Origin of the sequence: Sulfurimonas denitrificans DSM 1251 (assembly GCF_000012965.1) — a bacterium.
Lineage (GTDB): Bacteria > Campylobacterota > Campylobacteria > Campylobacterales > Sulfurimonadaceae > Sulfurimonas > Sulfurimonas denitrificans.
Genome location: NC_007575.1, coordinates 1,884,999 through 1,903,453, shown reverse-complemented (window position 1 = coordinate 1,903,453; position 18,455 = coordinate 1,884,999). Strand labels below are relative to the sequence as shown.

General features: G+C 36.0%; 18 protein-coding genes. 17 read left to right on the top strand and 1 reads right to left on the bottom strand.

Annotation, left to right across the window (positions count from 1 at the left end):
- The 9 genes from nuoH (at position 1) to SUDEN_RS09425 (ending at position 11,732) form a co-directional block, all read left to right on the top strand.
- Positions 1-987 (top strand): NADH-quinone oxidoreductase subunit NuoH, encoded by a 987-nt coding sequence (gene nuoH, locus SUDEN_RS09465; RefSeq protein WP_011373435.1) that lies wholly within the window; start codon positions 1-3, stop codon positions 985-987.
- A 9-nt stretch (positions 988-996) separates the two neighbouring features.
- Positions 997-1,632, top strand: coding sequence for an NADH-quinone oxidoreductase subunit NuoI (nuoI, locus tag SUDEN_RS09460; protein ID WP_011373434.1), 636 nt, complete (start codon positions 997-999; stop codon positions 1,630-1,632).
- 11 nt (positions 1,633-1,643) lie between these two features.
- Positions 1,644-2,216, top strand: a complete 573-nt coding sequence (locus SUDEN_RS09455) for an NADH-quinone oxidoreductase subunit J (RefSeq protein WP_011373433.1) — start codon at positions 1,644-1,646, stop codon at positions 2,214-2,216.
- Positions 2,213-2,521: an NADH-quinone oxidoreductase subunit NuoK gene (gene nuoK, locus SUDEN_RS09450; RefSeq protein ID WP_011373432.1), complete on the top strand. Its 309-nt coding sequence runs from the start codon at positions 2,213-2,215 to the stop codon at positions 2,519-2,521. The genes SUDEN_RS09455 and nuoK overlap by 4 nt, the downstream gene beginning before the upstream one ends.
- Positions 2,522-2,524: 3 nt before the next feature.
- Positions 2,525-4,447: an NADH-quinone oxidoreductase subunit L gene (nuoL, locus tag SUDEN_RS09445; RefSeq protein ID WP_011373431.1), complete on the top strand. Its 1,923-nt coding sequence runs from the start codon at positions 2,525-2,527 to the stop codon at positions 4,445-4,447.
- A 3-nt stretch (positions 4,448-4,450) separates the two neighbouring features.
- Positions 4,451-6,004 (top strand): NADH-quinone oxidoreductase subunit M, encoded by a 1,554-nt coding sequence (locus tag SUDEN_RS09440; protein WP_011373430.1) that lies wholly within the window; start codon positions 4,451-4,453, stop codon positions 6,002-6,004.
- Complete coding sequence (gene nuoN, locus SUDEN_RS09435; protein WP_011373429.1) at positions 6,004-7,512, top strand: NADH-quinone oxidoreductase subunit NuoN; 1,509 nt, start codon at positions 6,004-6,006, stop codon at positions 7,510-7,512. Before SUDEN_RS09440 ends, nuoN begins: the two co-directional genes overlap by 1 nt.
- Positions 7,513-7,548: 36 nt before the next feature.
- On the top strand, positions 7,549-9,915 hold the full coding sequence (locus tag SUDEN_RS09430; RefSeq protein ID WP_011373428.1) for a tetratricopeptide repeat protein: 2,367 nt from the start codon (positions 7,549-7,551) through the stop codon (positions 9,913-9,915).
- Between the two features lie 83 nt (positions 9,916-9,998).
- Positions 9,999-11,732: a histone deacetylase family protein gene (locus SUDEN_RS09425; protein WP_011373427.1), complete on the top strand. Its 1,734-nt coding sequence runs from the start codon at positions 9,999-10,001 to the stop codon at positions 11,730-11,732.
- On the opposite strand, the gene miaA is transcribed toward SUDEN_RS09425, so the two are convergent.
- Positions 11,729-12,622, bottom strand: a complete 894-nt coding sequence (gene miaA, locus SUDEN_RS09420) for a tRNA (adenosine(37)-N6)-dimethylallyltransferase MiaA (RefSeq protein ID WP_041672565.1) — start codon at positions 12,620-12,622, stop codon at positions 11,729-11,731. The two genes, SUDEN_RS09425 and miaA, sit on opposite strands and share 4 nt — an antisense overlap.
- Before the next feature lie 68 nt (positions 12,623-12,690).
- Between miaA and mqnP the strand changes: the two genes are divergently transcribed.
- Genes mqnP through SUDEN_RS09380 form a run of 8 tightly spaced genes read left to right on the top strand, consistent with a single transcriptional unit; the run spans position 12,691 to position 18,447 of the window.
- Complete coding sequence (gene mqnP / locus SUDEN_RS09415; protein WP_011373425.1) at positions 12,691-13,551, top strand: menaquinone biosynthesis prenyltransferase MqnP; 861 nt, start codon at positions 12,691-12,693, stop codon at positions 13,549-13,551.
- Complete coding sequence (locus tag SUDEN_RS09410; RefSeq protein ID WP_011373424.1) at positions 13,548-14,069, top strand: hypothetical protein; 522 nt, start codon at positions 13,548-13,550, stop codon at positions 14,067-14,069. Before mqnP ends, SUDEN_RS09410 begins: the two co-directional genes overlap by 4 nt.
- On the top strand, positions 14,066-14,584 hold the full coding sequence (locus tag SUDEN_RS09405) for a DUF6115 domain-containing protein (protein ID WP_011373423.1): 519 nt from the start codon (positions 14,066-14,068) through the stop codon (positions 14,582-14,584). Before SUDEN_RS09410 ends, SUDEN_RS09405 begins: the two co-directional genes overlap by 4 nt.
- 7 nt (positions 14,585-14,591) lie before the next feature.
- Complete coding sequence (locus SUDEN_RS09400; RefSeq protein ID WP_011373422.1) at positions 14,592-15,755, top strand: FtsW/RodA/SpoVE family cell cycle protein; 1,164 nt, start codon at positions 14,592-14,594, stop codon at positions 15,753-15,755.
- A 6-nt stretch (positions 15,756-15,761) separates the two neighbouring features.
- Positions 15,762-16,784: an undecaprenyldiphospho-muramoylpentapeptide beta-N-acetylglucosaminyltransferase gene (murG, locus tag SUDEN_RS09395; RefSeq protein ID WP_011373421.1), complete on the top strand. Its 1,023-nt coding sequence runs from the start codon at positions 15,762-15,764 to the stop codon at positions 16,782-16,784.
- Positions 16,777-17,388 carry a DedA family protein gene (locus SUDEN_RS09390; protein WP_011373420.1) on the top strand — a complete coding sequence of 204 codons (612 nt, stop codon included), beginning with the start codon at positions 16,777-16,779 and terminating at the stop codon, positions 17,386-17,388. The genes murG and SUDEN_RS09390 overlap by 8 nt, the downstream gene beginning before the upstream one ends.
- A complete protein-coding gene (locus tag SUDEN_RS09385) occupies positions 17,381-17,848 on the top strand; it encodes a DUF420 domain-containing protein (RefSeq protein ID WP_011373419.1) in 468 nt (155 codons plus the stop codon). The genes SUDEN_RS09390 and SUDEN_RS09385 overlap by 8 nt, the downstream gene beginning before the upstream one ends.
- A 14-nt stretch (positions 17,849-17,862) precedes the next feature.
- Positions 17,863-18,447, top strand: a complete 585-nt coding sequence (locus SUDEN_RS09380; protein ID WP_011373418.1) for a cytochrome b/b6 domain-containing protein — start codon at positions 17,863-17,865, stop codon at positions 18,445-18,447.
- Positions 18,448-18,455 lie beyond the last annotated feature (8 nt).

Sequence of the window (18,455 nt, the reverse complement as noted above, 5' to 3'; positions counted from 1 at the left end):
ATGGAAGCGTCATATTTTATAGAGACGATAATAAAAATCGTCGTTATTGTACTGATATTCTCAGCATTAGCTGGGATTGGAACCTACTTTGAGAGAAAGGTTCTTGCATTTATGCAGCGCCGTCTTGGACCTGTAAACGTTGGTCCTTTTGGATTGTTGCAAGTTGCAGCTGATGGTATCAAACTCTTCACAAAAGAGGATATTGTTCCTACAAATGTTGTGGGGAGAATCTTTAAAATTGCACCAGTAATTACAGCAGCAACAGCTTTTATGGCAGCTGCTGCAATTCCATTTTTACCATCTTTTACAATTTTTGGATACGAAGTCCATCCAATAGTATCAGACATAAATATTGGTATCTTATACATACTAGGAATCATGGGAGTTGGTCTTTATGGTCCGCTTCTTGGTGGTATGGCTTCTGCAAATAAGTTCTCACTTATCTCAGCGGCAAGGGGCGCAGCTGTATTTATCTCTTATGAGGTAGTTACTGGACTCTCTATTTTAGCGCCTATTATGATGGTTGGCTCTTTGTCACTGATTGATTTTAATGAGTATCAATCAGCTGGAATTACAAGTTGGATAGTGTGGACTCAACCAGTTGCGTTTATTCTGTTTTGGATAGCAGCTTTTGCTGAGACAGGAAGAACACCATTCCACTTAATAGCAAATGACCATGAGATTATTGATGGATTTGGAACAGAGTACTCTGGTATGAGATGGGGACTTTTCTTCATCGGTGAGTATGCAAATATGTTCTTTATCTCTTTTGTAATTTCACTTCTTTTCTTAGGTGGATATGGAGATGGAAGCCTCTTGGGAGCACTTGGGTTACTAGCTAAAGTCGCATTTTTCTTCTTCTTCTTCCTATGGACAAGAGCGGCTTGGCCAGATATCAGACCAGATCAATTGATGTGGTTGTGTTGGAAAGTTTTAATGCCAATAGCATTGATAAATATAGTTATCACAGCTATTGTAATGATGTAAGGGGAAGAGATGCATAATGAACATATAGAAGAACATTTTAATAATAGAAATGTAACTGAATTAAGTAGTGAGTACTACATGGTAGATATTGCCCCTTATCCAACTGATGGCTGGGGCAAATTTACAAGAACGCTAAGAAGAGCAATCAGAGGTGAGTTGTTTGTTGGTCTTTGGGTAGTTCTTCGTGAGATGATAAGATTTGATATTCACACGATTCAGTATCCTCTTGAGAAGATGCCAATAGGTCCAAGATACAGAGCTGTTCATGAGATGAAGAGACTTTGGGAATCAGACACTGAGAGATGTATTGGGTGTGGGCTTTGTGAGAAGATTTGTATATCTAACTGTATTAGAATTGATACAAAATTAGATGAAAATTCTCGTAAAGAGGTAACAGAATACAGTATCAATCTGGGTCGTTGTATTTTTTGTGGATACTGCGCTGAAGTTTGCCCAGAACTTGCAATTACCCATGGTGGAGAGTATGAGAATGCAAGTGATCAAAGAGAGCACTTTATAATGTACCAAGATATGCTCACTCCTCTTGATAAGATGAAAGCAGGAACTCAAAAAGAGTTTGAAGGTTTTGGTGCAATTACACCACATGAAGATGAGCGTGTTAAAAAAACACCTCTAGCTTATTAAGGAGTTTGGTTATGTTTGAAGCAATAGCATTTTATCTTTTCGCTTTTTTAACAATTGCAATGTTCTATATTGCGGTAACAACGTCACAAGCGTTATATGCCCTCTCAGCACTTGCAGCTGGAATGATTTTTATATCGGCGTTTTTCTTTATCTTAGGTGCTGACTTTTTGGGTGCAGTCCAAATAGTTGTTTACTCTGGTGCTGTTATGGCGCTTTATGCTTTTGGTATGATGTTCTTTGATACAACAAGAGAGGTAAAAGAGAAGCAGGGAAATAAAGCGATAGTTATCGGTCTTAGCTCTTTAGCGGCACTTATGGTAGTTATTATCGTTGCAGCTCCAATAGTAGGAAGCAATATAGAAGCGCTCTATCCTATGAGTGAGGGTGTGGGGAATGTTCAAGAAGTTGGTATGGTGCTTTTTACAAAGTATCTTGTACCTTTTGAAGTAGCCGCAGTAATGTTGTTAGTGGCAATGATTGCTGGAATCGTTCTTGCAGGAAAGAAGATGGATCTCTCTCTTACTCTTATGAGTGATTCTGAGCTTATGGCGATGAAAGAAGAAGATAAAAAGGTGAACCTATGATGGAAATTGGATTAAATCACTATCTTGTACTCTCAACTATACTTTTTGCTATAGGTTTAGTTGGGGTTATGAGAAGAAAAAATCTACTTATGCTCTTTTTTGCAACTGAGATACTCCTAAATTCAGTAAATATCTCTTTTGCTGCAATCTCACACTATTATGGTGATTTGACTGGACAGATGTTTGCATTTTTTGTAATAGCAATTGCTGCATCAGAGGTTGCTGTAGGGCTTGGGCTTTTAATTGTATGGCATAAAAAACATAACAATATTGACCTTGACAATATGTCAACGATGAGAGGATAAGATATGGAACTATTTTTATATACAGCACTTTTCTCACCACTTGTTGGTTCTTTGTTTGCAGCACTTTTTGGGGCTTCACCAAAGACAAAAATAGCTGGAATTGTACCTAGTGCGCTTCTTGGGGTATCTCTTATTAGCAGTACTATTTTACTAATATTAGTATTTACAACAGGACATACGCTACATGTAGAGATGATGACATGGATGGCTACGGGAGATTTATATATTCCTTTTGGCTTTGTAGTTGATCAGGTAAGCGTGGTTATGATGATGGTTGTAACATTGGTTTCAACTGTTGTTCATGTTTACGCTATTGGTTATATGGACCATGATAAAGGCTTTAACAGATTCTTCTCTTACCTTTCTGCTTTTGTTTTCTCTATGATGATACTTGTTATGAGTGATAACTTTGCAGGTCTCTTTATCGGTTGGGAAGGTGTAGGGCTTTGTTCATGGTTACTAATTGGTTTTTGGTATCACAAAGAGAGTGCGTCTTGGGCAGCTAATGAAGCGTTTATCATGAATCGTATTGCTGACCTTGGGATGTTAATTGGCATCTTCTTGGTTTACTGGAACACAGGGACACTACAATATGATGGTGCTTTTGCAGCAATGCCATCACTTGATACTGCTACTATTACATGGATAGGAATCTTCTTATTTATTGGAGCTATGGGTAAATCTGCACAGTTTCCACTTCACACTTGGTTAGCAGATGCTATGGAGGGACCAACTCCAGTATCAGCGCTAATTCACGCAGCAACTATGGTTACAGCTGGTGTTTATTTGGTAGTTCGCTCAAGCCCTCTTTATGAGCTAATCCCTAATGTAGGGCTATTTATTGCAAGTCTTGGAGCATTTGTTGCTCTTTTTGCAGCATCTATGGCGTTAGTTAATCGTGATATGAAAAGAGTTATTGCATACTCTACACTCTCACAGCTAGGTTATATGTTTGCTGCTGCTGGGCTTGGAGCTTATTGGGTAGCACTTTTTCACCTTATGGCTCACGCATTCTTTAAAGCGCTTCTATTCTTGGGTGCAGGAAATGTTATGCATGCTATGCATGATGAGTTGGATCCGTTTAAAATGGGTGGATTAAACAAGGTAATGAAGGGCACATTTTTAATGATGACCATAGCTTCAGTGGCACTCGCTGGAATCTTTCCGCTAGCTGGATTCTTCTCAAAAGATTTAATTTTGGAAGTAGCTTTTGTTAATCATCACTATGTAATCTACGCAGTGCTTCTATTTACTGCAGCGCTTACAGCATTTTACTCATTTAGACTTGTTGCACTAATATTCCACGGAGAGGAGAGATACAAACTATTTGGTATTCATCCACATGAAGCGTACAAGTTTATGTTAATAGCTATGAGTCCACTTCTTCTTTTAGCAATTATTGCAGGAGCATTCAAAGCTGGATATTTCGAGATGGTTACGCAGCTTTTACCTTCTACTGAGTACCATGTTCACTCTGCTGCAACTTACTGGATTATGACAATAGGAACTCAACTTCTTGTTGCCTTGGCAATTTTTTATGCATATAAAAAATATACAAAAAAAGATATAAAAGTACCAGATGGAACTTCTAAAATGGAGAATAGTTTTGTATATAAACTTCTTATTAACCAATACTACATCCCATATTTTTATGAACAGTATATAGTTAAGGCATATAGAGAGCTATCAGAAGTTTTCTGGACAAAAATAGACCAAAAAATTGTAGATGGAACTGTTGATGGTATGGCAAATATACTTTATAAAACAGGAAATACAACAAGAGTTATGCAGAGTGGAAATCTTTCTACCATGCTAAAATGGATGGTAGCAGGAACTGTTGCTTTACTATCACTAGCTGTAGTTTTTGGACTAGCGGCTAGATATTCTGGAGAAATTAAGACAATTCTCTCAGGTTTAGGAGTTTAACGTATGCTAGATCATATATTATCGATTTTAATTTTCTTCCCAGCCTTAGCAGGTATTCTTGGGTTTGTAGTTAACAAAAACAGCATACGCTCTTATGGTGTAGCTGTTGCTACAATTGAGTTTGGACTTGCTATGTGGCTATGGTTTGCATTTGATTCTACTCTATCTGGTATGCAGTTTATGGAACAGATTGCATTAGTTCCAGCTTTTGGTATCAACTATATAGTTGGTGTTGATGGAATCTCTCTGTTTATTATCATACTAGCGGCGTTCTTTACGATGATAGGAATTGCTTCACTTGGAGAGATGAAAGATATTAAAAACCTAATTATTACGCTTCTGTTCTTGCAGATGACTATGGTTGGTGTCTTTGTTGCACTTGATGCTATTGTATTTTATCTCTTTTGGGAGTTGTCTCTTGTACCAATGTTATATATTATTGGTGCGTGGGGTGGACCGCTTAGAATTTATGCTTCAGTTAAATTTTTCCTATATACATTTGCAGGCTCGCTTGTCATGTTAGTAGGTATGCTATTTATGGCATATTTTTACTATCAAGCAACAGGAGAGTGGAGTTTTGCACTTCTTGACTGGTACCGTCTGATACTTCCAGAATCATTTCAAAATTGGCTCTTTATTGCTTTTTTCTTTGGTTTTGCTATCAAAGTTCCAATGTTTCCATTCCATACGTGGCTACCATACGCTCACGGTCAGGCACCTACTATTGGTTCAGTAATACTTGCGGCAATACTTCTTAAAATGGGTACGTATGCGTTTATTCGCTTCTCTTTGCCACTTTTTCCAGATGCGTCAGTTTACTTTATGTATCCAATAGCAGTTTTAGCAATTATTATGATTATATATACTGCAATGGTTGCTTATGCGCAAAAAGATATTAAACAGGTTGTTGCTTACTCATCTGTATCACACATGGGTGTAATTATTTTGGGAACGTTTGCACTTAACGTTGAGGGTATTACAGGTTCAATCTTTTTAATGATAGCTCATGGAGTAGTCTCTGGTGCGCTCTTTTTCCTTGTCGGTGTAATTTATGACAGAAGACATACAAAACTAATGAGTGAATTTGGCGGTTTAGCTTCGGTTATGCCTCGTTATGCAACCATCTTTGGAATTATGCTTATGGCTTCTGTGGGTCTGCCTCTTACTATAAACTTTGTTGGAGAGTTTTTAAGTTTACTCGGCTTTTACAAGCAGTCACACATCTTAACACTCCTTGCAGGGACTGCAATTATAGTTGGTGCAATCTACATGTTATCTGCATATAAAAAGATGTTCTTTGGAGTTGTGACTCATGAGGAGAACAGAAATCTCCCAGATATAAACAAAAGAGAGCTCTTAGCACTTATTCCACTAACGATTATTACTATCTGGCTTGGAATCTATCCAAAACCAATTTTAGAGCCAATAAACAAAAGCGTTGAGGGAGTTGTTACTTTAATGCATGAGAAATCTTTAACGCAAGAGGCAAAATTAAGAATACCAAATGTCAATAAAGAGATGGAGCTTATTAGTAAATCGCAAAGGGAGGCACACTAATGTTATCACCTGTAAATGTATCAATTGAGTCATTAAATCTAATGACTCTTGTGCCAATGTTGATTCCAATTATTGGCGCACTTTTTATTATAGTTATAGATCTATTTAAGAGTGAGCAAGATAAGTCTTTGTATGTAATGCTAAGCCTTCTAATATTGGGAGTTGATTTTGTTGCACTAGTAGATTCTGCTGGCGTATTTGCTAATAATGGAACAATCATGGGCGTATTTGATATGATGCTTATTGATGGTTTGGCAATACTCTCTCAGTTTATTATCGTTGGGGCTTCTATGCTCTTTATACCATTAGCACTTACACATAAGAGATTTCACGAATTCTCATATCCTGAATTTTTCGCACTCTTTTTGTTTATGATTGCAGGCTTCCAATTTATGGTTTCAACAGATAACTTAATTTTGATATTTGTTGGTTTAGAGACAGCTTCACTAGCACTCTACACTCTAATAGCAATGCACAATCGCGATAAGTCATTTGAAGCAGCTGTAAAATACTTTACAATGGGTGCACTTGCTGCTGGATTTTTCAGCTTCGGTTCAATGGTCTTTTATGCTCTTACTGGTTCAGTTGAAATCAATCAAATTGCAACAGTTCTAACAGCTAACAACTATGCGGACATAGGCTTTGTTCTTGTAGGAGTTGTCTTTTTACTTGCGGCGTTTGGCTTTAAGCTCTCAATGGTTCCATTTCATACATGGACGCCAGATGTTTATGAGGGCAGTTCAGCTGCACTAGCTGGTTATATGTCAATTGTTCCAAAGATAGCTGCATTTATAGTAGCCATGAGACTCTTTGAATTTTTAATTCACAGTGGGGTTGTTTGGTTAGAGGTTATTTTATATATGGGTGTTGTAGTAACTATGACTATGGCAAACATCTGGGCACTTGTTCAAAGCGATGTTAAAAGAATGCTGGCATATAGCTCAATATCACATGCTGGTTTTGTAATGGCTGCGATACTAATAGGCACTACACAATCAAATAGTGCACTATTTTTGTATTGGATACTCTTTAGTTTTACTAATTTAGGGTCATTCTCTATGCTTTGGATAAGCAGACAAAAAAACCTTCCTGCTCATCAACAATCAGATCATAGTTATGATAAGTTTGCTGGTATGGTTAAAACATCGCCAGTTGCAGCTTCTATTATGGCTCTATTTATGCTAAGTTTGGCAGGTATTCCACCATTTGCTCTATTTTGGGGCAAGATGTATCTCATGAGTTCTGCTATTACTGGTGGCTACACAGTTTTAGCTCTAATTATGGCTCTTAACTCAGCAATCGCAGGTTACTACTACCTAAAACTGATAGTTTACATGTTTATGAAAGATCCAGTTGTAGAAAACAATGGACATGTATATAGTGCAAACGCAACACTTCCGCTTAAAACAATTATTGGTATTGCTGCTATAGGAACTATTTTTGCTTTTGTCGCAGTAAATCAGCTCATAGAGTTTGTTACGCTCTTTGTATATAATAGCGGATATTAATAGAATATATTTTTTATATAAAGGAGGAGGGAGCATTTGTTTAAAATAGTACTCCTTCTCCTTTTTGCTTTAAAGATTTTTGCTCTTGAGATATCTCTTCAAAGTGCAAAAGAGAGTCATCAAGCCTATTCTACACTTCATCTAAATCATAATGATAAGTTTTTATGTCAAGAGTTTAAAGATGATTTTGAGAATGTAACAAAAATTGTTTGTGCTTTTTCCAAGCTTCCATCACAAAAGATAGAAAAAATTCAAAATAGTTTTTTTGAAATTGAGAGTGAAGTAAAAAAAAATACCTTTTTCTTGATAATCAAACCATTTCAAAAAATGAAGCTTTATCCTATAGTTTTTAATTTGACAAAAGAGGAGACACTCTTTAATGCAAATGTAGAACTATCTGGACATTGGATGATAGTTGGATATAAAGATGATATTCCATATATACAAAAAAATAAAAAAAATCCTCTCTCCATAAACATTCCATATACATCACATGTAGAAAAATTCCCATATGTTGGAAGTTTAGATATCAAGGGAAATCCAGTACATATTAAAAGAGTAGGCGATGCAACAGAGTATATAAAAATAAAAAAATTGTATGAAGACAAAAATTATGAGTTTGCACTTGATTTATGTAATGATGTTATTAAAGAGTATCCTACCTCGCTATTTAGAGCAGAACTACTTTTTTATAAGATTAGATCACACGCAAAACTAAATGATAATGATAAGCTTGTAGAAGTTGCAAAAGATTACTTAAGAGATTACTCATCTGATGAAAATGTTGCTGAAGTACTCTCCCTAATTGCAAGAGCTTACAATAAAATCGGATTAAATAGTGATGCAGAGTATTTTTATGACAGGCTCTTTAGTGAGCATTATGACTCTATTTATGCAAAATGGGGATATATCTATATGGCAGAGGTTCTAGAGAAATCTGGTAACAATTCAAAGGCTCAAGTATTATATGAAAAAGCGTTGAGCGAAACAGACAATATAGATATTGCAGTAGTCGCAGCATTTAAGTTAAGCAGAGTATTAATTGCAAGTGCAAAGATGAGTGAAGCAGCAAAACATATAGAAAAAATAGCTCTGGTAAAACCTAGCTACTTTATTGAAGACAAAGTCGATTCAACAAGTATGATGTATGATTTTTTAGACAACAATGACTTTATAACAGCTGCTACAATAGCAAAAGCACTTTATGAAAATATGGAAGCTACGGAAGATGAGTATGAAGAACTTGTAAAAAATGTAGGTATCTGGCTTAGTCAATCAGCTAAGAAAAAAGATGCTCTAGTTGCACTAAATATATATGTAGAAAAATTTCCTGATGGCATCTATCTCTCAGATGTAAAAATTGCAAAAGATTCACTCTTTTTTGATGTAAATGATGATAACACAACAAATAAGTTTGATACATATAATAAGTTGATAGATGAGTACACTGGAGATAGAATAGGTGACAAGGCACTTTATGAAAAGGTAAAGCTTCTAATAGCGCAGAAGATGTTTAAAGAAGCTCTCTCTCTTGAAGAAAAAATTGCAAAATTAGACAAAGTAGAGTATGGTGATGTGCCTGAACTAATAACAGATGCAGCTATTGGTACTATGGAGTTATCATTAAAAGAAAAAGAGTGTAACAAGGTACTTCTTATCTCATCTAAATATAACATTGAACTCTCAAGCCAGTGGGATGATGGTATATATGAGTGTGCCATGAAGGGAGGCGATTTTGAGCTTGCTAAAAAGATGGCGAATAGAAATATAAAATCTAAAGATTTAGAACTTAGAAAAAAATGGCTATACAGATATATCAAGATAGATTTTGCAACTGGTAACTATAGCAATGTTATAGAGGCTTCAAAAGAGCTCATAATACTAATAGACGAAGATAAAGAGTCCCCTTACAGAGATGTTTATAGAAATCTCTTTGACACATATCAGAGACTAGAAAATAGCCAAAAGATGATTGAATCAATCGCAAAACTTATAAATATCTATGGTGAAAATTATATAGATATAGATAGATATGTTGCAGTTATGGGAGTTGGAAGTCAGACGAAAGATACAAATCTAGTTATTGAATATGGTGATAAAGTTTTAAATATTCAAAAAACATCAGCTTCAAGACCACAAACTCCTTATGTTGAGTTTACACTATATGAAGCCTACATACAAAAAGAGAACTACAATAAAGCTCTTGAAGTTATAAAACTACTTGATGATGTAACACTTAGTAAAAATAATATCTCAAGACAGAAATATCTCCTTGGAAGTGTCCTAGAGAGACTCTGGAGAGATGATGAGTCCAAAAAAGCGTATCAAGAAGCGATAGATATAGACCCAACTTCAGCTTGGGCAGGGCTTGCAAAAAGTGCTAAAAATATAAATAGTAATTAGAGATTATAGAGACTGTTTTTAGAATTATTTATCAGCAGAGTTAAGCTACAATGTTATATTTTCGCAAATGAGATGAGACATTGATGTTTAGAATTAGAAAAATCCTCGATAACACTTCCATCAGCAATCGTGACACTATAGAACAGGTTCGTGAGATACTGAAAAAGCAATTTCCCTCTGCTAGAAAAGAGGAGCTTGTTAAAATTTCATTGCAACTAAATGATCCTATGAAGTACAACTACAGATCCATCCTTTTTGTAGTTGAAAACAGTCTTGGCAAAGTTAAAGCATTTGCGATGCTTCTTCATATGCCAGATATCAAGATAGCTTACCTTGAACTTATCTCAACGGCACCTGGAAAAACAGGCGGCGGAATAGGCAGTGCGTTATATGAGTATATTAGAGAAGAGTGTCTGCTTCTTGGAGTAAGAGGGCTTTTTTTTGAATGTGCGGTAGATGATTCTACCATCATAAGTGATGAAACTATACTCAAACAAAATATTGCCAGAATGAAATTTTATGAACGCTACGGCGTATATCCAATCATCAACAATATTTATGCATCTCCTGTTAATGTCGGCGATCAGGATTTATACTATCTTATGATGGATACTCTTGGACAAGAAAAGCCCATAGATTTAAAATTAGGACACAAAATAGTTAGAGCCATTTTAGAGCGCAAGTACGGCGATTTAATCTCAAAATCTCAGATAAGCGAAGTTGTACGCTCATTTAAAGATGAGTATTTTATCTGTCGTGCACCAAAATATATACGTAAGCCTGTTACATCAAAAGTGGCGTTAAAAGAGAGAGAAAAGATAATTTTAGTCGTAAATGAGGGGCATGATATTCATCATGTTCAAGAACTGGGTTATGTAGAGGCTCCTGTTAGGATTCCTATCATACTTGAAGCACTGGACAAAACAGGGTTATTTTTACGAATCCAACCTAAACATGTAAGCGATAAACTCTTAAAACAGGTGCATTTAGGTGCTTATGTTGACTATCTTCGCCGAGCATGTGAAATAATAGAACCTGGAAAATCAATTTACCCGATTGTTTTTCCGCTTAGAAATATGGCGAGACCGCCTAAAGATATTGAGTTACAAGTCGGATATTATGCACTGGACACTTTCACCCCGCTTAATGCAAACGCTTACAAAGCGGCAAGAGGAGCGGTTGACTGTGCAGTAACGGCAGCTGACGCAGTTATTAACGGTACTCATATAGCCTATGCATTGGTTAGACCTCCGGGGCATCATGCAGAGCGTCGTACTTTGGGTGGATTTTGCTATTTTAATTCGGCTGCGGTAGCGGCTCATCATCTTAGCTCATTTGGAAAAGTGGCAGTTTTAGATGTTGATTTTCATCATGGAAACGGAACGCAGGATATCTTTTATGAGCGCAGAGATGTTTTGACAATCTCTATTCACGGTGATCCTAAGTTCGCATATCCCCATTTTGCAGGCTTTAAAGATGAGTGCGGAGAAAAAGAGGGCGAAGGGTTCAATATAAATTATCCGTTGGCACAAAACACTACTCCTGAGCAGTATCGCCGTACTCTTATAAGCGCACTAAAGCAGATTAGTAAATTCACACCATCTTATCTTGTCATCTGTTTAGGACTTGACACCGCTAAATCAGACCCGACAGGAACATGGTCAAATGAAGCCAAAGATTTTAAAGAGATGGGACGTCTTATCGGAGCACTTAAAATTCAAACTCTAGTAGTTCAAGAGGGCGGGTACCGAACTCAAACTCTTGGGGAGAATGCCGGCAACTTTTTTGAGGGGCTTTGGAGCGGATTTGTAGGCTAAGCTAAAGTAGAGAGGATAATATCCTCTAATTTTTCAAGTGGCGCACTTCTTATAGTGTCAAACTGAGTACGGTTAAAAGTCTGCTGTCTTTTTGCAAGCTGTGCAGTGTGAGTAGAAATTTTCTCTATCATCTCATCTTTTGATATAAAACCATCTATATACTCTAGAGTCTCAACTATGCCAATGGAGTTCATAGCGTGGGGAAGTCTGGTGTACTTTTTCTCTAAGTGGCAGACTTCATCAATAAGCCCTAAATCTAGCATCTTTTTTGTACGGTTTAAAATTCGCTCTCTTAAAATATCTCTACTAACATCAATATTAAAAATATCTATATTTTTTATTACTGGTATTGGAGGATTTTGCCTAAACCACTCACTTGGTGTAAGGGAGGAGCCTACATGTAGAAGAAGCGCTTTTTCTATTCTGTAGCTGTCTTTTGCAGAGATGTTTTTCATATATTCTCTATCAAGGGAGTATAAAAAATCATAACATTGTTGTAGATTTTTAAGCTTTATCTCTACATGTAACTCTTGCTCTTTTGATATTTTTGGAATAGCTGAGAGACCCTCTATCAAGGACTTTAGATAAAAAGAGGTACCACCTACAATTATGAGATTTTTCTTCTGCTCTTTACATATTTGCAAAACTTCTTTATAGAGATTTATAAATATATCTACACTAAAGTAATCATCTACATGTAGGAAATCAATCCCAAAATGTTTTATATCTTCTAGCTCTTTTTTTGATGGCTTTGCGGAGACTATATCAATCTCTTTATAGATACTGAGTGAATCAATTGAGAGTATATAAGCATCGATTTTCTTTGCGATTTTAATCGCCAAATCACTTTTTCCAGATGCTGTTGCGCCAATAATTGCTAGTTGAGTCATAAAAAAAATTATATCAATATTTAAATCAACTTTGGGTAAAATAAAACAAAAAAAGCTCAAGGTTGGATTTGAAACGTTATATAGATAAACTTAAAGATTTTAACGAACTAGTAATGTTCGAACACTCTATCTTTTCGTTGCCTTTTATTTTTATAGCTATGATAGTTGCAGCTGATGGCTGGTTTGGATTTACTCTTTTAATCTTGGGAGTATTCGCAGCTCTTAGTGCTAGAAACTTTGCTATGGGACTCAACAGATTTGCAGATAGAGATATAGATGCACAGAATCCACGAACAGCTTCAAGACCAAATGTAGATGGAAGACTTGATTCTACTAGTATATTTCTCTTTACTGCGATAAATGGTTTTGTTTTTATAGCGGTAGCATATCTTATCAACCCTCTTGCTTTTTATCTTAGTTTTCCGATTCTCTTTATTTTGGGCAGTTACTCATACTTTAAGAGATTCTCCTCTTTAGCACATGTTATTTTAGGACTCTCTTTAGGTCTTGCTCCAATTGCTGGTGTTGTAGCTGTGAGTGCAGAGATAACTCCATGGTCTGTTTTACTTAGTTTTGGAGTGATGTTTTGGGTTGCTGGGTTTGACCTTTTGTACTCTTTGCAAGATATAGATTTCGATAAAGAAAAGGGGCTTCACTCTATTCCATCAAAGTACGGAGAAGAAGCAACACTTCTGCTTTCTGCGCTATTTCATGCTCTTGCCATACTCTTTTGGGCTCTTTTTGTTTGGGTTGCAGGGCTTGGTTTTTTTGCATATAATGCAATCATTCTTAGTATGTTTATGCTTGGATATGAGCACTATTTAGTGAGAAAAGATTTTACAAAAATAGATAGAGCTTTTTTTACAGTAAATGGTTATCTTGGCATACTCTTTTTTATTTTAATTGTGATGGATAAGGTTTTAGGATGAGCGTCCGTTTGGTAAAAGCACCAATAAATATAGTTTTTAGCCCTCTTGCACAAGATACTCAGTCTTATTTAAGAGAGTTTGATAAGCTAGGTGAGAGCGATGAAGATCCGATAAATCAATGGCTAAAATTGGCACGTGGCAAAGGCGATACATCAGACACTGACCCCGTACTTTTAAATCTTATTGTTGAACTTCATAGAAAAATCGATTTATTAGAGAAATTTTTAAAAAATGAAGAGCCGAGCAGGGTTTCGCTTACAAATGAAACAGAGATAGAATCCATTGGATTTGAGCATTTCAAAATGAGAGATAACGTTTTAGAAGAGGGCATGGAATATTATGGAAGAGTACTTATGCCTATTCATCCAAAGCGTGATATAGCAGTTTTTTTTACTGCTATTGATAGCTCACTCGCAAAAATAACAAAGATTCATGAGCGTGATGAGAGAGAGTGGAATGCTTACTTGATGGCAAGAGAGAGAGTGTTGATTCGTGAAGCAAAAGAGAGTAAAGCGTGAGACTAGAGTCAATAAATATAGAGTATTTAGTTGTCGCTATGGCAGCTATGATTTTATATCTGCTCTATTACGTTTTTACAAAAGATGCGCAGTATAATAAAAATATTCGCTCTGTTGCAACGGTTGCGGAAGAGCTAAATAAAGAAATTTTTTATCTTAAGAAAAAATTAACCGATACGCAGACAAATATTAAACAAAACAGTAGCAGAATGAGCGATGAAGAGATATATCAAGAGGTTGAGAGAACAGTTTATGACATGGTAAAGCCTATTTCAGTCTCAATAAAAAGACTCGAAGAGAGTATCCACATGATAGAAGGGCACATAGAATCAAGACTCTCCTCGTTGGAGAGCGGAGTGAAGCAAATCTCTATCCCAGCATCTATCCATGGCAATGATGATGAAAAAATTATTTCACTATATAAACAGGGAGTAGGTTTAGAGACTATATCTAAAGAGTTGCATATATCTAAAGCAGAAGTTGAGTTTGTTCTAAAAATCAACAAAATAAAGTAAAAAGTACATGGCAGATAGAAAACTCTTTACAGCTGTAGCGCTTCTTATCGGTATAAGTGTAGTTCTTACATACTCTCTGTCTGCCTATATAACGCTTCTTTTTGAGCTTAATCAGTTTCATTTTGCACTAAGACAGGCAATTTTTGGATTTTTAAGTATTTTTGTTATTTGGCTCCTTGCGCAAGGCGATCCTGATAAGCACCTCTCCCCAATAGGCTTTTCTCTCTTTATCGGTTCGGCTATTTTAATGATAGCAATGCCGTTTTTGCCAGAATTTTTAGTCTCAGCAGTAGGAGGTGCAAAAAGATGGATAAAAATTTTTGGTTTTTCTCTTGCACCAGTTGAATTTTTTAAGATAGGGTTTGTATATTTTTTAGCATGGAGTTTTTCAAGAAAATTGGGGCATCATGGCGGTATGGGCGTGAAAGAGGAGTATATCAGATTTGCTCCTTATGGGATTGTTTTTATCGGAGCAATGTTTGTTATAGCCTTTGTCCAAAATGATTTGGGACAAGTTGTGGTACTTGGGCTTACTCTTTTATTTATGTTGATGTTTGCGGGAAGCAGTTTTAGATTCTTCTTGACTCTACTTATTGGAGCAGTTCTATTTTTTCTCTTTTTTATCTTTACAGCAGAACATAGAATTTTGCGTATAAAATCGTGGTGGGCATTAGCGCAAAATAATATTTTAGAGATTTTTCCAGAAGCGATTGCTTCGCAACTTAGAGTTCCAACCGAGGTGGAGCCATACCAGATAGGACACTCGTTAAATGCAATCCATAATGGCGGATTTTTTGGAGTAGGGCTTTCAAATGGAACTTTTAAGCTTGGATTCTTAAGTGAAGTTCACACCGACTTTGTTTTAGCAGGGCTAGCTGAGGAGTTTGGATTTTTTGGTGTACTTATTGTTGTACTACTCTTTATGATAATGCTTCAGAGAATTTTTAAAATTGCAAACAGAGCAAAGGATTCAAAAAACTACCTCTTTAGTTTAGGAGTAGGACTTCTGCTTGCATTTGCATTTTTGGTAAATGCGTATGGGATTAGTGGAATTACTCCTATTAAAGGTATCTCCGTTCCATTTTTAAGCTATGGAGGCTCTACAATACTTGCAGCTTCTGTTGGAATTGGAATGGTTCTTATGATATCAAAAAAAGCAAAAATGGATTAAAAAAAGATGAGACTTTGCATTACTGGTGGGGGAACGGGCGGACATTTGATGATAGCAGAAGCTTTAGTGGAGGCTTGTGCTAATGATGGGCATGAAGCTATATTTATAGGTTCTACAAGTGGACAAGATAGAAAATATTTTGAACAAAACTCTAAATTTAGTCATGTCTATTTTTTGCAAACAACAGGCGTAGTAAACCAGAGAGGTTTAGGTAAATTAAAAGCTCTCTGGCTTGTTTTGCGTGCTTTTTTTGCCTCAAGAGCAATTCTTAAAAAACATAATATTCAAGCTACTTACAGTGTAGGCGGATTCTCAGCAGCAGCTGCATCATTTGCATCACTTAGCAGACTTATCCCACTCTTCATACATGAACAAAATGCAGTTTATGGAAAATTAAACTCTATTTTAAAACCATTTGCAACGAGATTTATCTCTGCTTATGATGAAGCGTCCCCTATAAAAGGCTACCCTGTAAAAGATATTTTTTTTAAAAATGCAAGGCTAAGAGATGAGATAAAGTGCGTCATTTTTTTAGGTGGTTCACAAGGTGCAAAAGCTATTAATGATTTAGCTCTTAGTGTGGCACTTGAGCTTGAAGCAAGAGGTGTGAAAATAATCCATCAAGCTGGTGAGAGAGATTATGAGAGAGTAAAAAGCGCTTATGAAGAGCTTGGAGTTAAAGCTGAGTTGTGTGGGTTTACAAAAGAGATGCCATCACTTATGGCAAGGGCAGATTTGGCAGTTAGCCGCTCGGGAGCCAGTACGCTTTGGGAGTTATGTGCAAATGCTTTGCCTTCATTTTTTATTCCATTTCCACATGCAGCTTCAGACCATCAATACCACAATGCAAAATTTATAGTAGATAACGAGCTTGGATGGTGCCAAAGAGAAGAAGAGGATTTAAGAGCAACTCTACTCTCAATATTGCCTCAAAACTTAGCCGACAAAAGTAAAGCACTTATGGAGTACTCAAGTAGAGATGTAGCGAAGAAGATGATAACAGATGTAGTGATGAGCTTAAATGCTTAGAGAAGCAGCTACTGCTTTAGTTGAACTCATCTTTGATTGGGGTTATCTTGGCATATTTATACTTATGACGATAGAGAGCTCATTTATCCCATTTCCTAGTGAAATAATCCTCATTCCCGCAGGTTATCTGGCTTCCAAGGGAGAGATGAATATATGGATGATTATGTTTAGTGCACTAAGTGGCTCAATGGCTGGTGCATTTACAAACTACTATCTTGCACTCTTTCTTGGTAGAAAAATTCTTAAAAAATATGGAAAATATCTCTTTATAAATGAAGGTGCACTGCAAAAGATGGATGAATATTTTGCTAAACATGGGCATATATCTACATTTATAGGAAGACTAATTCCAGGAATTCGTCAACTTATCTCTATTCCCGCAGGGCTTGCCCGTATGAATCTAGCTGTTTTCTCAATTTACACAGCACTTGGAGCTGGAATTTGGGCTGCGATTTTAGTTGCACTTGGCTACATGATAGGAGAAAATCAGGAACTTCTTGAGAGTTATTTAAAGCAGATAACTATAATAACTCTTGTCATTTTATTTTTACTCGCTTCGTGGTATGCTTATGTACAAAAAAACAAGAGAGACAAAAGTGAATAATCAGATAGCGTATATGTTCGAAGATGGTTTTTTAGGAACAAGAGCGCCATTTTTTATGGATTTAGTAACGTTAATTGTCGCACTTCTGCCATTTCTCTTAGCTGCTGCAATCTCTTTTGCAAGGAATAAACACTACAAGATTCACTCCTATTTGCAGATTTTTATATTTGCTTTTTCTGTTATCGTCCTTTTTTATTTTGAGTATGGTGTTAGAGTTGGCGGAGGCTTTGACTCTTTTATGAAAGATAGTCATGTCTCTCACGACTATGCCTTTTTTGTTCTGATTTTTCATATATTCATCTCTTTGGTTACACTGCTATTTTGGGGTGTCGCTATTTTTATGGCTAAAAAGCTGTTACAATTAGGCAAACATAGAAAAATTGGATTTTTGACATTTGTTGGAGTTGTTCTTACCTCATTAACTGGAATTTGGGTCTATTTCTTGATGTTTGTATATTAATAGAGGAGTTTTAGATGAAATATACACTTGGTTTTAGAATCTGGCATTGGTTACATGCAGCGGTTATTCTTGGTCTCTTAGGAACTGTCTTTTTGCGTAAAACTTTTTTAAGCTATAAGACAAACGCTGAAATTTTGATGGCAAAATTAGCTGATATGGGAACAGATATAACTATTGAAGATGCCAAAATATTGGCAAAAACTATTCGTGATAACATGTGGGAGTGGCATATTATCTTAGGATATGCGTTGGTAGCCTTGGTTATTTATAGAATTGTACTCTTCTTTTTAGATAAGAGTAAAAGAGAGAGTTTTAGCTCTCTATCACTCCATAAAAAAGGTGTAAAAAGCTTATATTATCTACTCTATACAACGGTTTTATTCATGAGCATAAGTGGATTTATAATCTATTTTTATCAAGATTTGGGGCTTGCAAAAGAGGTAGCAAAACAGATAAAAGAACTACATGAAGCTGCTTTTAACATCATAATGATTTTTGTTCTTCTACATGTAGCTGGTGTTATTATTGCCGATACAACACAAGAGAACGGTTTAATTTCTACTATGATAAATGGTAAAGAAGTAGATAATTTTAAATAAAGGTATAA